The 13457-nt window shown below is 72.1% G+C and carries 14 protein-coding genes; 9 read left to right on the top strand and 5 right to left on the bottom strand.

Translation table 11 applies throughout. The features are described 5' to 3' along the window. Window positions 1–114: 114 nt before the first annotated feature. From BLV01_RS12475 to BLV01_RS12505, 7 genes are all read left to right on the top strand, one after another. Window positions 115–1629, top strand: coding sequence for a CoA-acylating methylmalonate-semialdehyde dehydrogenase (locus BLV01_RS12475; protein WP_091800026.1), 1515 nt, complete (start codon window positions 115–117; stop codon window positions 1627–1629). Further along, a complete protein-coding gene (locus BLV01_RS12480; protein ID WP_091799685.1) occupies window positions 1629–2819 on the top strand; it encodes an acyl-CoA dehydrogenase family protein in 1191 nt (396 codons plus the stop codon). Before BLV01_RS12475 ends, BLV01_RS12480 begins: the two co-directional genes overlap by 1 nt. Continuing rightward, complete coding sequence (locus BLV01_RS12485) at window positions 2816–3610, top strand: enoyl-CoA hydratase (RefSeq protein WP_091799688.1); 795 nt, start codon at window positions 2816–2818, stop codon at window positions 3608–3610. Before BLV01_RS12480 ends, BLV01_RS12485 begins: the two co-directional genes overlap by 4 nt. After that, the gene (locus BLV01_RS12490; RefSeq protein ID WP_091800029.1) at window positions 3607–4812 is read left to right on the top strand and encodes an enoyl-CoA hydratase/isomerase family protein; all 1206 of its coding nucleotides are present in this window, start codon (window positions 3607–3609) and stop codon (window positions 4810–4812) included. The genes BLV01_RS12485 and BLV01_RS12490 overlap by 4 nt, the downstream gene beginning before the upstream one ends. Continuing rightward, complete coding sequence (mmsB, locus tag BLV01_RS12495; protein ID WP_091799695.1) at window positions 4809–5708, top strand: 3-hydroxyisobutyrate dehydrogenase; 900 nt, start codon at window positions 4809–4811, stop codon at window positions 5706–5708. The genes BLV01_RS12490 and mmsB overlap by 4 nt, the downstream gene beginning before the upstream one ends. Continuing rightward, complete coding sequence (locus BLV01_RS12500) at window positions 5705–6397, top strand: epoxyqueuosine reductase QueH (protein WP_091799698.1); 693 nt, start codon at window positions 5705–5707, stop codon at window positions 6395–6397. The genes mmsB and BLV01_RS12500 overlap by 4 nt, the downstream gene beginning before the upstream one ends. Window positions 6398–6486: 89 nt before the next feature. Further along, window positions 6487–7020: a GrpB family protein gene (locus BLV01_RS12505; protein ID WP_091799701.1), complete on the top strand. Its 534-nt coding sequence runs from the start codon at window positions 6487–6489 to the stop codon at window positions 7018–7020. Window positions 7021–7111: 91 nt separating this feature from the next. On the opposite strand, the gene BLV01_RS12510 is transcribed toward BLV01_RS12505, so the two are convergent. Beyond that, window positions 7112–7537, bottom strand: coding sequence for a hypothetical protein (locus tag BLV01_RS12510; RefSeq protein ID WP_139178655.1), 426 nt, complete (start codon window positions 7535–7537; stop codon window positions 7112–7114). A gap of 111 nt (window positions 7538–7648) precedes the next feature. Then, window positions 7649–8008: a hypothetical protein gene (locus tag BLV01_RS25445; RefSeq protein WP_139178656.1), complete on the bottom strand. Its 360-nt coding sequence runs from the start codon at window positions 8006–8008 to the stop codon at window positions 7649–7651. A gap of 266 nt (window positions 8009–8274) precedes the next feature. Between BLV01_RS25445 and BLV01_RS12515 the strand changes: the two genes are divergently transcribed. Together BLV01_RS12515 and BLV01_RS12520 are read left to right on the top strand one after the other, a co-directional pair. Further along, the gene (locus BLV01_RS12515) at window positions 8275–8754 is read left to right on the top strand and encodes a hypothetical protein (RefSeq protein ID WP_139178657.1); all 480 of its coding nucleotides are present in this window, start codon (window positions 8275–8277) and stop codon (window positions 8752–8754) included. A 130-nt stretch (window positions 8755–8884) separates the two neighbouring features. Beyond that, window positions 8885–10072, top strand: a complete 1188-nt coding sequence (locus BLV01_RS12520; RefSeq protein WP_139178658.1) for a hypothetical protein — start codon at window positions 8885–8887, stop codon at window positions 10070–10072. A 104-nt stretch (window positions 10073–10176) separates the two neighbouring features. Here BLV01_RS12520 and BLV01_RS12525 read toward each other — a convergent pair whose 3' ends face one another. From BLV01_RS12525 to BLV01_RS12535, 3 genes are read right to left on the bottom strand one after another with little or no spacing between them, the layout of a single operon-like run. Further along, on the bottom strand, window positions 10177–11112 hold the full coding sequence (locus BLV01_RS12525; RefSeq protein ID WP_091799713.1) for a lysylphosphatidylglycerol synthase domain-containing protein: 936 nt from the start codon (window positions 11110–11112) through the stop codon (window positions 10177–10179). Then, window positions 11099–12307 carry a glycosyltransferase family 4 protein gene (locus BLV01_RS12530; protein ID WP_254782639.1) on the bottom strand — a complete coding sequence of 403 codons (1209 nt, stop codon included), beginning with the start codon at window positions 12305–12307 and terminating at the stop codon, window positions 11099–11101. Before BLV01_RS12530 ends, BLV01_RS12525 begins: the two co-directional genes overlap by 14 nt. A gap of 5 nt (window positions 12308–12312) precedes the next feature. Next, a complete protein-coding gene (locus BLV01_RS12535) occupies window positions 12313–13365 on the bottom strand; it encodes a glycosyltransferase family 2 protein (RefSeq protein ID WP_254782630.1) in 1053 nt (350 codons plus the stop codon). Between the last annotated feature and the right edge of the window lie 92 nt (window positions 13366–13457).

Below are 13457 nucleotides of genomic sequence, written 5' to 3' on the forward strand. Positions count from 1 at the left end.
GGCGACCTGACGAGCGGATGCGGTGCGGCGCGCGTGCGCCCGCCTTTCGCCCGGTCTTCGTTCGCGCAGCGCCTGCCTTCGCGGGTGTGCGATCCGGAGACCAACATGAACGACATGCACGCAGTCGCGACCGACGTCGCGACGGTCAAGCTGCTGATCGACGGCGAGTTCGTCGAATCCTCCACTGCGCACTGGCGCGAGGTGGTCAATCCCGCCACCCAGGCCGTGCTCGCGCGCGTGCCGATGGCGACGCCGGCGGAGATCGACGCCGCCGTCGCCGCCGCGCAGCGCGCGTTCAAGACCTGGCGCAAGACGCCGATCGGCGCGCGCGCGCGGATCTTCCTCAAGTACCAGCAGCTGATCCGCGAGCACATGGGCGAGCTGGCGGCGATCCTCACCGCCGAACAAGGCAAGACCCTGCCCGATGCGGAAGGCGATGTGTTCCGCGGCCTGGAAGTGGTCGAGCACGCCGCGGCGATCGGCAACCTGCAATTGGGCGAACTGGCCAACAACGTCGCCGGCGGCGTCGACACCTATACCCTGCTGCAGCCGCTGGGCGTGTGCGCCGGCATCACCCCGTTCAATTTCCCGGCGATGATCCCGCTGTGGATGTTCCCGATGGCCATCGCCACCGGCAACACCTTCGTGCTCAAGCCCTCCGAGCAGGACCCGCTGGTGACCATGCGCCTGTGCGAGCTGGCGGTGCAGGCGGGCATTCCCAACGGCGTGCTCAACGTCGTCCACGGCGGCGAAGCGGCGGTCAACGCGATCTGCGACCACGCCGACATCAAGGCGGTGTCGTTCGTGGGATCGACCAAGGTCGGCACCCACGTCTACCAGCGCGCCTCGCTCGCCGGCAAGCGCGTGCAATGCATGATGGGCGCGAAGAACCACGCCGTGGTGATGCCCGACGCGAACAAGGAACAGACCCTCAACGCGCTCGCCGGCGCCGCGTTCGGCGCGGCCGGGCAGCGCTGCATGGCGGCTTCGACCGCGGTGCTGGTCGGCGCGGCGAACGACTGGGTCGCCGACCTGGTGGCCAAGGCGAAGACGCTCAAGGTCAACGCCGGCACCGAGGCCGGCACCGACGTCGGCCCGGTGATCTCCTGCGCCGCGCGCGAGCGGGTGGAAGGCTTGATCGCTTCGGGCGTGGAGCAGGGCGCCACGCTCGAACTCGACGGCCGCGCGCCGGCGGTGCCGGGCTTCGAGCGCGGCAACTTCGTCGGCCCGACGATCTTCTCCGCGGCCAAGCCCGGCATGCGCATCTACGACGAGGAAATCTTCGGCCCGGTGCTGGTGGTGCTCAGCGCGGACACGCTCGAGGACGCCATCGCCCTGGTCAACGCCAACCCCAACGGCAACGGCACCGCGATCTTCACCCAGTCCGGCGCGGCCGCGCGGCGTTTCCAGGAGGACATCGACGTCGGCCAGGTCGGCATCAACGTGCCGATCCCGGTGCCGGTGCCGCTGTTCTCCTTCAGCGGCTCGCGCGCGTCCAAGCTCGGCGACCTCGGCCCGTACGGCAAGCAGGCGGTGACCTTCTACACCCAGACCAAGACGGTCACCGCGCGCTGGTTCGACGACGACACGCTGGGCCACGGCGTCAACACCACGATCAGCCTCAAGTGATGGCCGCGGTCATGGACTGGCAGGTTCATCCGGCCGCGCCGACCGGACTCAGCGAAGAACAGGCGGCCTACCGCGAAGCCGCGCGCGATTTCGCCCGCGCCCAGCTCGCGCCGTACGCGGCGCAGTGGGACGCGCGCAGCGAGTTCCCGCGCGAGGCCATCGCCCAGGCCGGCGAACTGGGCTTCTGCGGGCTGTACGTGGACGAGGCCGCCGGCGGCTCCGGCCTGGCCCGGCTGGACGCGGCGATCGTGTTCGAGGAACTGGCCGCGGCCGATCCGTCCACCGCGGCCTTCATCAGCATCCACAACATGGCCACCTGGATGTTCGCCGCGCACGCCGCCCCGGCGCTGCGCGCGCGCTGGGGCGCGGAGCTGGCCAGCGGGCGCCGGCTGGCTTCGTACTGCCTGACCGAGCCCGGCGCGGGTTCGGATGCGGCCTCGCTGCGCACGCGCGCGCGCCGCGACGGCGGCGACTACGTCATCGACGGCGCCAAGGCCTTCATCTCCGGCGCCGGCTCCACCGACCTGCTGGTGGTGATGGCGCGCACCGGCGGCGACGGCGCGCGCGGCATCAGCGCGTTCGCGGTGCCGGCCGACGCGGCCGGCATCGTCTACGGGCGCAAGGAAGAAAAGATGGGCTGGAACAGCCAGCCCACCCGCGGCATCGTCTTCGACGGCGTGCGCGTGCCGGCGGACCACTTGCTCGGCGCGGAAGGCGACGGCTTCAAGATCGCGATGAAGGGCCTCGACGGCGGCCGCCTCAACATCGCCAGTTGCTCGCTCGGCGCGGCCCAGGGCGCGCTCGACGCGGCCCGGCGCTACATGGGCGAGCGCCGCCAGTTCGGCAAGAAGCTCGCCGAATTCCAGGCGCTGCAGTTCAAGCTGGCCGACATGGCCACCCAGCTGGTGGCGGCGCGGCAGATGGTCCACACCGCCGCGCGCAAGGTCGATGCCGGCTGCGCCGACGCCACGGTGTGGTGCGCGATGGCCAAGCGCTTCGCCACCGACGCGGGCTTCTCGATCTGCAACGAGGCGCTGCAGATCCACGGCGGCTACGGCTACATCCGCGAATACCCCATCGAGCGGCTGATGCGCGATTGCCGCGTGCACCAGATCCTGGAAGGCACCAACGAAATCATGCGCGTGATCATCGCGCGCCACCTGCTCAACAGCGAAGAGGAATTGCGATGAGTTCGTCCGCCAAGACCTATGCGGGGCTGCAGCTGCGCATCGACGGCCACACCGCGGTGGTGACGTTGAGCAACCCGCCGGCCAACACCTGGACCCGCGGCAGCCTGGCCGCGCTGCGCGACCTGGTCCGCGACCTCGACGCCGACCGCGACGTCTACGCGCTGGTGATCGTCGGCGAAGGCGAGAAGTTCTTCAGCGCCGGCGCCGACCTCAAGCAGTTCGCCGGCGGCGACAAGGCGCTCGCGCGCGAGGCCGCGCGCCGCTTCGGCGAGGCGTTCGAGACGCTCAGCGCGTTCCGCGGCGTGTCGATCGCCGCGATCAACGGCTACGCCATGGGCGGCGGCCTGGAATGCGCGCTGGCCTGCGACCTACGCATCGTCGAGGAACAGGCGCAGCTGGCGCTGCCGGAGGCCACCGTCGGCCTGCTGCCGTGCGCCGGCGGCACCCAGAACCTGCCGCGGCTGGTCGGCGAGGGCTGGGCCAAGCGCATGATCCTGCTCGGCGAGCGCATCGACGCGGCGACCGCGCTGCGCATCGGCCTGGTCGAGGACGTGGCGCCCAAGGGCCAGGCGCTGGCGCGCGCGCTGGAGTGGGCCAAGCAGGCCGAAAAACAGAGCCCGACCAGCGTGGCCGCGTGCAAGGCGATGGTCCAGGCCACCCGCAGCCAGCCGCACGCCACCGCGCTGGTGCGCGAGCGCGAGGCCTTCGTCGACCTGTTCGACAGCGCCGACCAGGTCGAGGGCGTGGCCGCGTTCCTGGAAAAGCGCGCGCCGCAATGGAAGAACGCATGAACGCGCACCTCAGCGACGCGAACGCGCAGGCCGCGGCGCAGGCCGCGCCGGTATTGTTCGAAGAGCGCCAGGGCGCGCACGGCCGCATCGGCGTCGCCACGCTCAATGCGCCGGCCACGCTCAACGGCCTTTCGCTGGAGATGGCGCGCCTGCTCGACGCGCAGTTGCAGCACTGGGCGCAAGACCCGGCGCTGGCGATGGTGTGGCTGCAGGGCGCGGGCGAGAAGGCCTTCTGCGCCGGCGGCGACCTGCACGGGCTGTACCGCGGCATGCGCGAGCGGCAGGCGCGCGGCCGCTGGGACGGCGACGACTTCGCCGACCCGCGCGGCAACGTCCACGCCGAGGCGTTCTTCGAAACCGAATACCGCCTGGACTACCGCATCCACACCTATCCCAAGCCGCTGCTGTGCTGGGGCCACGGCATCGTCATGGGCGGCGGCATCGGCCTGATGGCCGGGGCCAGCCACCGCGTGGTCAGCGAGCGCTCGAAGCTGGCGTTCCCGGAGATCACCGTCGGCCTGTACCCCGATGTCGGCGGCAGCTGGCTGCTGGCGCGCGCGCCCGCGCGCGCCGGCCTGTTCCTGGCGTTGACCGGCGCGCCGCTCAACGCCGGCGACGCGATCCGCGCGCGGCTGGCCGATCACCACCTGCCCGAGGCCGCGCGCGCGCAGGCGCTGGACGCGGCGCTCGCCGCGCCGTGGAGCTTCGACGCCGCGCGCGACCGCGCGGCCTTGACGGTGCTGCTGCAGAGCCTGGCCGAACCGGCGCCGGCGGGACCGCTGCAACAGCACGCCGACGCCGTCGCCGCGCTGTGCGCCGGCGATTCGCTGGAGGAGATCGCGGCCCGCATCGAGGCGATCGACGCCGACGACGCCTGGCTGCAGAACGCGCGCAAGACCTTCGCCGCCGGCGCGCCCGGCTCGGCGCGGCTGGGCTTCGAGCTGCAACGCCGCGCCGCGTCGTTGTCGCTTGCCGATACCTTCCGCCTGGAGTACTGGGTTTCGCTGCACTGCGCCGCGCACGGCGATTTCGCCGAGGGCATCCGCGCGCTGCTGATCGACAAGGACCGCAATCCGCGCTGGAACCCGGCGACGCTGGCGCAAGCCACGGCGCACTGGGCCGACGCCTTCTTCCACGTTCCCGACCCCGCGCGGCCGCATCCGCTGGCCGACCTGGGCGCCGCCACGGAGCCGCGCGCATGAGCCGCATCGCCTTCATCGGACTGGGCCACATGGGCGGCCCGATGGCCGCCAACCTGCTCAAGGCCGGGCACGAACTGCAGGTGTTCGACCTGGTGCCGGCCGCGGTCGAGGCCGCGGTCGCGCTCGGCGCGCGCGCGGCCGCCAGCGCGGCCGAGGCGGTGGACGGCGCGCAGGTCGCGATCTCGATGCTGCCGGCCAGCCGCCATGTCGAAGGGCTGTACCTCGGCGAGGACGGCCTGCTGGCGCGGCTGGCGCCGGACGCGCTGGCGATAGACTGCAGCACCATCGCCCCGGCCAGCGCGCAGAAGGTCGCCGCTGCGGCCGCCGCGCGCGGCGTGGCGATGATCGACGCGCCGGTGTCCGGCGGCACCGCCGGCGCCGCCGCCGGCACCCTGACCTTCATCGTCGGCGGCGACGCCGCAGCGCTGGAGCGCGCGCGCCCACTGCTGCAGGCGATGGGCCGCAACGTCTTCCACATGGGCGCCAGCGGCGCCGGCCAGGTCGCCAAGCTGTGCAACAACATGGCCCTGGGCGTGATCATGGCCGCGACCGGCGAAGCGCTCGCGCTCGGCGCCGCGCACGGCCTGGACCCGGCCGCGCTGTCGCAGATGATGGCGGTCAGCACCGGCCGCAGCTGGGCCACCGAGGTGTGCAACCCGTGGCCGGGCGTGCTGGAGAACGCGCCGGCCTCGCGCGGCTACCGCGGCGGGTTCGGCAGCGACCTGATGCTCAAGGACCTGGGCCTGGCCGCCGAGGCGGCGATGGGCGTGGGCTCGCCGATCCCGCTGGGCGAACTGGCGCGCAACCTCTACGCGCTCAACGCCCGCGCCGGCCGCGGCGGGCTGGACTTCTCCAGCGTGATCCAGCTGCTGGCGCGCCAGGACGCCGACGCGTGAACGCGCCGCGGCCGCCGCTGAGCCTGCCCGACGGCGCCCAGCGGCTGCTGCTGCACTCGTGCTGCGCGCCGTGCTCGGGCGAGGTCATGGAAGCGCTGCTGGCCGCGGGCATCGACTACACGATCTTCTTCTACAACCCCAACATCCACCCGGTGAAGGAATACGAGCTGCGCAAGGACGAGAACGTGCGCTTCGCCGACCAGCACGGCGTGCCCTTCGTCGATGCCGACTACGACACCGACAACTGGTTCGCCCGCGCCCGCGGCATGGAGGACGAACCCGAGCGCGGCATCCGCTGCACCATGTGTTTCGACATGCGCTTCGAGCGCACCGCGCTGTACGCGCACGAGCACGGCTTCGCCGCGATCAGCAGCTCGCTGGGGATCTCGCGCTGGAAGAACATGGAGCAGATCAACGATTGCGGCCACCGCGCCGCGGCGCGTTATCCGGGGCTGGCGTACTGGGACTACAACTGGCGCAAGGGCGGCGGCGCCCAGCGCATGGTCGAGATCAGCAAGCGCGAGCGCTTCTACCAGCAGGAGTACTGCGGCTGCGTGTATTCGCTGCGCGACACCAATCGCCAGCGCAAGGCGCAGGGGCGCGGGCGGATCAAGATCGGCCTGGTCTATTACGGCGACGAGGCCGCGCCGGCCGCAGCGGTCGGCCCCATCGATCAGACGCAAACCTGAGCGCGCCCGCGCCGCCGGCGCGGCGGCGCTATTGACCCGGGCGCCGCGCGCGCTTGAAATCGCGGTTCCGCCGCCGCGCAGGAGCGCCCATGCCGCCGCCGATCCGGGTCGAACTGGTCCCGCACGACCCGCGCTGGGCGCAGGCGGCGCGCGAACGCGCGTCGGCGCTGGCCGCGGCGATCGGGCCGGCGCTGGCCGCGGTGCACCACATCGGCTCGACCGCGATCGCCGGCATCCATGCCAAACCGGTGCTCGACCTGATGCCGGTGGTGCGCGACTTGGCCGCGCTCGATGCGCGTCGCGGCGAGGTCGAGGCGCTGGGGTACCGCTGGTGGGGCGAGTACGGCCTGCCGGGTCGGCGCTATTGCACGCTCAGCGATGCGGCCGGCGAGCGGCGGCTGGTGCATGCGCATTGCTATGAGGCGGAATCGGCGCAGGCCGGGCGCCATCTGGCGTTCCGCGACTATCTGCGCGCGCATGCGCGCGTCGCCGCCGAGTACGACGCGGTCAAGTTGCGTTGCCGCGCGCGCCATCCCGAGGATTCGCACGCCTACAGCGATTGCAAGCACGCGTGGATACAGCGCGCGCAAGCGCGGGCGCTGCGTTGGCGGGCCGGAGAATGAAAGCGCCGATGCAGCGTCGGCGCGCGCGGTGCGGACCCGCGCCCGAGCGCGCGGCGGGCGCCGGCGGGTTCGCCGCCGGCGCGTCGTGCGATTACTTCAGCGCAGCCAGGCCGACCGCGGTGTACAACTCGTTCTGCGCCTTCTTCGCCATCGAGCGCGGCACCTTGACCAGGAAGCCGTCGCCGGACAGGCCGACGTCGCCCTGCACCACCAGGCCGTTGACGCGCACGTAGCTCTTGAACGACCAGCGGCCGTCGTTGCGGTCGATCTCCAGGAACATCGGCGCGGTCAGGAAGCCGGTGCCTTTCTGATAGACGCGCAGGCCGCCTTCGCTGCGCTTGAGCGCATAGCCGTTGCGGCCGGCCCAGCCTTGCGCGAGCGCGTAGACGTCCTGGTCGGAATCGAACTGGACGTAGTCGAACTGGTGTTTGCCGTTCTTGGCGACCAGGGCCATGACGGCGAGGAAACCCAGGCCGCAGAGGCCGCCGAAGATGCCCATTACGATGATGGAAACCATGTCTTTCCTTGAGGCGGACGGACGCCGGGACCGGCGTCCGTGCCGTAGTGCGCCGCGCGGACGGCGGCAGGGGGAGGCCGGCGTTCGCGGGGTGCGGCCGGGCGCGGGATGCTAGCAAGGCGGCGAAGCGGCCGCAATCTCGGCGCCTGTTGGGATTGAATCCGACGTCGTTCGCATCGCTGCATCGCGCGCGTGGGCATCGGCGCGTGGGCAGCGCCGGGCGCGGCGATGCGCCTGGGCGCGCGCGCCGACAGGCGCATCGACGTCGTGCGGCGCGAGTTCGGCGAATGCCCGGCCGGTTATGAAACTCGACGACTCATTGCTTCGCGTCGCGTTCGGCCCGCGCGCGAGCGCGCGATGGGTTTTGGCAAGCGCATCAATCAAATCAAAACGCGAACGCGGCGCGCACCGGGCCATCGATCCGATCGCTGATTGCAGGCGTTTTTTCGCTGGATTTTCTGCTTTGCTCACCTTCGCTCACGGTCGATTTCATCGGAATAACGAGCCCGCGCGAACGCCTGCCCACTTCGGATGAGCCGCGGGTTGCAGTAAGCGAATCCCTGGATTTTTAGCGGCCGCTTTATCGCCCCTTGTCACGTTATTGAGGGTTAGGAAGCGATACAAAGCTTGAAAATACTACGGCGAACATCTGCGATGATCGCCACGTCGATGCAAGTGCGAACGCGCGCCGACGACGTCATCCGAACGAGAAAACGACAAACAGAACAGGGGGATTCATGGCCGCGTCTTCGCGCCTTCCCGTGGCGCTGCTGGGCAGCGCCGTCTTGATTCTCGGCGTGCTGATCTGGAAACCGTGGAGCGCGCCGAGCCGGTCCGCTCCGGCCGCGGCCGGTGCCGCGGGCGAGCAAGCGCTCGGCGCGGCGCCGCAGGCGGCGCAGCCGCAAGCGTTGGGCGAAGCGCCGCAACTGACCGGGCCGCAGCGCCAGGCCGTCGTGGCCGAGACCGTGCGCAGCGCCGCGCCGCAGGCGCAGCCGCCGCAGAGCTACAAGGGCCCCGACGGAAAACAGCACGAGATCGTCTACAACCAGGGCCTGGCGCTGTCGCCGGGCGCGCGCGAGGAACTCAAGCGCCAGCGCCTGCAGCAGATGCGCGACCAGCCCGAGGCGATTTCCAAGATCTACGGCATCGGCAGGGACGAGATCGCCGCCGTCCTCGCCGGCAAGCGACCTTTCCCCGACCGGCTGATCGACCAGTAGCGCCGGCCGCTGCGCAGCAAGGCAACGCATCGCGCGTTGTCCCGGTTCCGGCCCCCAGCGAAACGGGCCGGAGCGTACGCCCATGGGCGCGCGCCCATGGCCTTAGATACGGACGAGAGAGGACTCTGCTATGAAAGCCCGTCGTATGTACTGCCTGTTGGCCGCGGCGTTGCTGAGCGGCAATGCCTTGGCGCAAAGCGCCGATGGTTACGGCACCATCCTGCGCCTGCCGCTGGTGGTGAACAGCTCCACCTACTCCTCCACGATCTTCGTGCGCAACGCCGGAACCGCCACGGCGAGCGTCAAGGTCACCTACTACGGCGCGCCCGGCACGCCGTTCGCCGGCGAGCGCCCTTGCACCACCCTCAGCGTCGCGCCCAACGCGGTGGCATCGGGCACTCTGGCCGACCTGTGCGCGGTGCCGGCGGGCGCCGCCAGCAACTACGGCCAGATCGCCCTGGTCGAACAGAGCGCGGCCAACATCCCGATCACGGCCTATAGCCGCATCCAGTCCTTCGCCGGCGTCGGCTTCTCGGTGGAAGGCTTCAAGATCGGCTCGCTCGGCAGCGGCGCCAACGACTCGATCGTCACCGGCCTGCGCCGGCAGGCGGCGGCGCCGGGCTACCAGAGCAACTGCTTCGTGGCTTCGATCAACGAGCCGGTGCAGGTGACCTGGCAGCTGCGCGACGCCTCGGGCTCGCAGCTGGGCAACCAGCAGGTCACCAACCTCAGCGCCAACGAGACCGTGCGCATCCTCGACGTGTTCAGCGCGGCCGGCGCGCCGGCCGGCGACTACAGCAACGTGCAGGCGACCTTCCGCGGCACCACCCCGACCGCCAACCCGGCGTTCGCGGCGTACTGCACCACTCAGGAGAACGCGACCTTCGACGGCGACTTCCGCATCGCCAAGACCGCCGATCCGCAGGACGACCGCTCCAAGAAGATCGGCACCTCCAGCTCCAGCGCGCTGGGCACCCTGCTCGGCCTGCTGAGCGGCCAGGACCGCTTCGGCCTGTACCTGCAGGCGCCGGACTACGTCAGCTGCCGTCTCGACGGCACCGGCGCGCCGCAGCTGGAAATGCGCCTGGAAGATCCGCAGGGCAACGTCATCGCCGGCGGCAACAACATCAGTTCCTTCCAGAAGGTCTACCTGGGCGAGCGCAGCACCCGCAACAACGGGGTCAACGGGCTGTACGTGCTCAAGGTCGAGTCGCGCAACCTGCTGTCGCTGATGATCAACTACGGCGTCACCTGCGAGACCGGCAACGGCGCCAACCCGCCGCTGTTCATCGGCCACGCGATCGCCGAGGAGTTCTGATCGCGGCGTAGCGGCGCGGCGCCCAGCGCGCCGCCGGCGATGCCAGGGCCGCGTCCGCGCAAGCGGGCGCGGTTTTCTTTTGCCCGCCTCGCCGCGGCCCGCGTTCAGCGCCGGCGCAGCGCGCCCAGGGCGAAGCCGGCGGCGGCGAAGCTCGCTTCGCCGGCGGTGATCGCCAGGCGCCAGGCCAGCGCCAGCATCGCCGCGTTGCCGGCGCCGACCAGCGGCGCCAGGCACCAGAACAGGCCGGCCTCGCGCACGCCGAGCCCGGCCGGCACCAGCACCGCCAGCACGCCGGCCAAGCCGGCCAGGCACAGCGCGGACGAAGACTGCGCCAGGCCCAGCTCCAGGCCGAAACCGGCGACCAGCACGGCGAAGGACGCGCACATCGCCGCGTAAGCCAGCGCTTGCAGCAGCCACACCCGCGCCAGCACCGCGCGCGCGGGCAGGCCTTCGTTCCAGCCGGCCAGCGCCGCCGGCAGCCGCGCGGCCAGCGTCGCCGGCACGCGCCGCCACAGCGCGGCCGCGCTGACCGCGACGGCGAAGCCGAGCAGGGCGAGTTGCAGCGCCAGCCCCGCGCGCGGCGGCAGCGCCGCCGGCGCGATCAGCGCGGCGATCGCCGCGCCGATGCCCAGCGACAGCAACTGTTCGCGCACGAACAGCACGAAGGTCAGCGCGGCGCGGCGCTCGCCGGCGTACAGCGCGCTGCGCGCCACGCCCTGCCAGATCTTGCCGGGCAGGTACTTGGCCGGCAGGCTCTGGGCCCAGCGCAGTTGGTCGGCATACACCTGTCCGCGCACCCAGCGGCCGTGCGCGAACAGGTGCCAGGCCAGGCCGAAGGCGACCTGCATCGCCACGCACAGCGCCAGCGCCAGAGCGATGTCGGCCGCATCCAGGCGCTGCCACAGCGGCTGCCATTGCGCGCGCCGCAGCCACGCCTGCTGCGCGACCAGCGCCAGCGCGGCCAGGCCGAGCAGCCAGCCGGCGGCGCGGCCGGCGCGGCGCCAGCGGCCGCGCGGGGCTGCGGGTTCAACCGAACGCATCGAGCCGTTCGGCGTAGCGTTGCGCCATGCCGCGCCAACTGCAGTGCGCGGCGGCGTGGGCGCGCGCGGCGCGGCCGCGTTCGCGCAGCGCGGCGCGGTCGGCGAGCAGTTCCAGCACCGCCGCCGACCACAGCCCTTCGTCGGCCTGCTCCGGCAGCAGCCGGCCCAGCGCCGGGGCGGCGAGCGCGTCGCGCAGGCCTTCCAGGTCGGCGGCGAGCACGTAGCGCCCGCTCATCGCCGCTTCCAGCGCGACCAGGCCGAAGCCCTCCGGATCGCCGGGCACGCGCCGGTTCGGCATCAGCGCCAGATCGCAGGCATCGAGCCGGCGCGCCTTTTCCGCGTCGTCGACCTCGCCCCACAGCCGCACCCGCGCCTGCAGGCCTTCGCGTTCGATCGCGCGCTCGATCGCGGCGCGGTCGGGGCCTTCGCCGACGATGTCCAGGACGATGCCGCGCGGGTCCGCGCGCAGCCGCGGCATCACCCGTTCGACGAACCACAGCGCGCCCTTGCGCCGCACCAGCCGGCCCAGGATCAGCAGGCGCGGCTCGGCCGCCGGCGGCACCTGCGGCGAGGGTGCGGCCGCGGCGACGCCGGGATGGACCAGCGCGCAGCGCGCCGGATCGACGCCGGCCTCGCCGAGCCGGTCGCGGACGTAGCGGCTGATGCAGAAATAGACGTCGAAGCGGTTCCAGAAGAAACGCCGCAGATAGGCGCGATAGCCGCGATGCGGCCAGGCGATGTCGAGCCCGTGCACGACCACCGCCACCGGCACTCCGGCCCAGCGCGCCGGCAGCGCCAGCGCAGCCAGCACCGGATCGCCGAGCAGCAGCACCCGCACGCGTCCGCGCAGCAGGCCGACGAGCAGGCGCGCCAACGCCCACGGCAGGAACAGCGGCAGGCCCCATTGGCCGCGGCCCCACTGCACCAAGGTCAGCGGCCGCAGCGCCGACAGTTCGCCGGCGATGCGCGCGCTGAGCTGCTGCATGCCGCCGCGCGAGGGCGGGAACTTGCGGGTGAGGTACCAGATCGAGCGCGCGCCGGCGTCGCGCGCGGCGCGGTCGGGCGATGCGGCGTGCGCGTCGCCCGAATGCGCGCCGTGCGTACGCGCGTCGCTGGCCTGCGCGTCGCGCCGTTGCGCGCGGCTGGACTGCACGTCGTTGCGATGTCCGTTGCCGGGCGGCGCGTCCTGGGCCATCGGGCTCAAGCCGGCGGCCGCCATTCCGCGCGGCGGCGGCTTTGCTGCTGTTCTTCCAGCAGGCGCCGGTTGACCACCATCTGGTTGGCCAGCAGGCCGACCGCCGCGCCGACCGTGCCGACCACGATCAGCAGCGCCGACAGGATCAGCGACTGCACGTGGCCGTCGCCGTCGCCGTGGGCGAAGGCGTAGAGGAAGCGCGCGCCGATCAGCGCGCCCAGGCCCATGCACAGGCCCGCGGGAGCCAGGAAGAACTCCAGCGGGCGGTAGGTCAGGAACGAGCGCACGATGGTCAGCACCGAGCGCGCGACGTACTGCGGCACGCTGCGGATCAGCCGCGAGGGCCGGGTCGGCGGATTCACCCCGACCGGCAGGCCCTCCACGCGCAGGCCCGACTGGCCGGCCTGGATCAGCGTTTCCAGGGTGTAGGTGTAGCCCGAATACACGTTCAGCCGCATCGCCGCATCGCGGCTGTAGGCGCGAAAGCCGCTGGTGGCGTCGTCCACGCGCACGCTGGCGGCGGCGCGCACGACCGCGCTGCCGAGCCGCTGCAGGCGCTTTTTCCACCACGGGAAATGGGCGATGCGCTCGATCGGGCGGCAGCCGACGACGATGTCGGCGCGGCCGGCGAGCACGCGCGCGACCAGTTCCGGAATCGCGGCGGCGTCGTACTGGTTGTCGCCGTCGACGTTGACGATGACGTCGGCGCCGCGCCGGCAAGCCGCTTCCAGGCCGGCGCAGAACGCGCGCGCCAGGCCGCGGTTGTGCGGCAGGCGCAGCACCGCGTGGGCGCCGTGGGCGATGGCGACGCCGGCGGTGTCGTCGCTGGAGCCGTCGTCGATCACCAGCCATTCGACCTCGTCCACGCCGGGCAGGCGCCGCGGCAGCGCGGCCAGGGTCGCAGGCAGTTGCTCGGCCTCGTCGCGGCAGGGCAGTTGGATCACCACCTTGATCGGCTTGCGCGCATAGCGCGCGTCGCGCGCCGGCGCGACCTCGGGGCGCAGCGGCCCGCCGGCGAAGACGGGACCCTCGGCGCGGAGCGACCTGCGTGCGTTCATCGGGCGGTCTCCTCTGGGAGGCGGCGGTCCGCCGCCGCAAGCGTTCGGTCGTGGATCCGGTGAGGCAGTGTCGGTACGGTGCGCATCGCGGC

It is taken from the genome of Lysobacter sp. yr284 (assembly GCF_900107375.1).
In the GTDB taxonomy this organism is placed as follows: domain Bacteria; phylum Pseudomonadota; class Gammaproteobacteria; order Xanthomonadales; family Xanthomonadaceae; genus Lysobacter.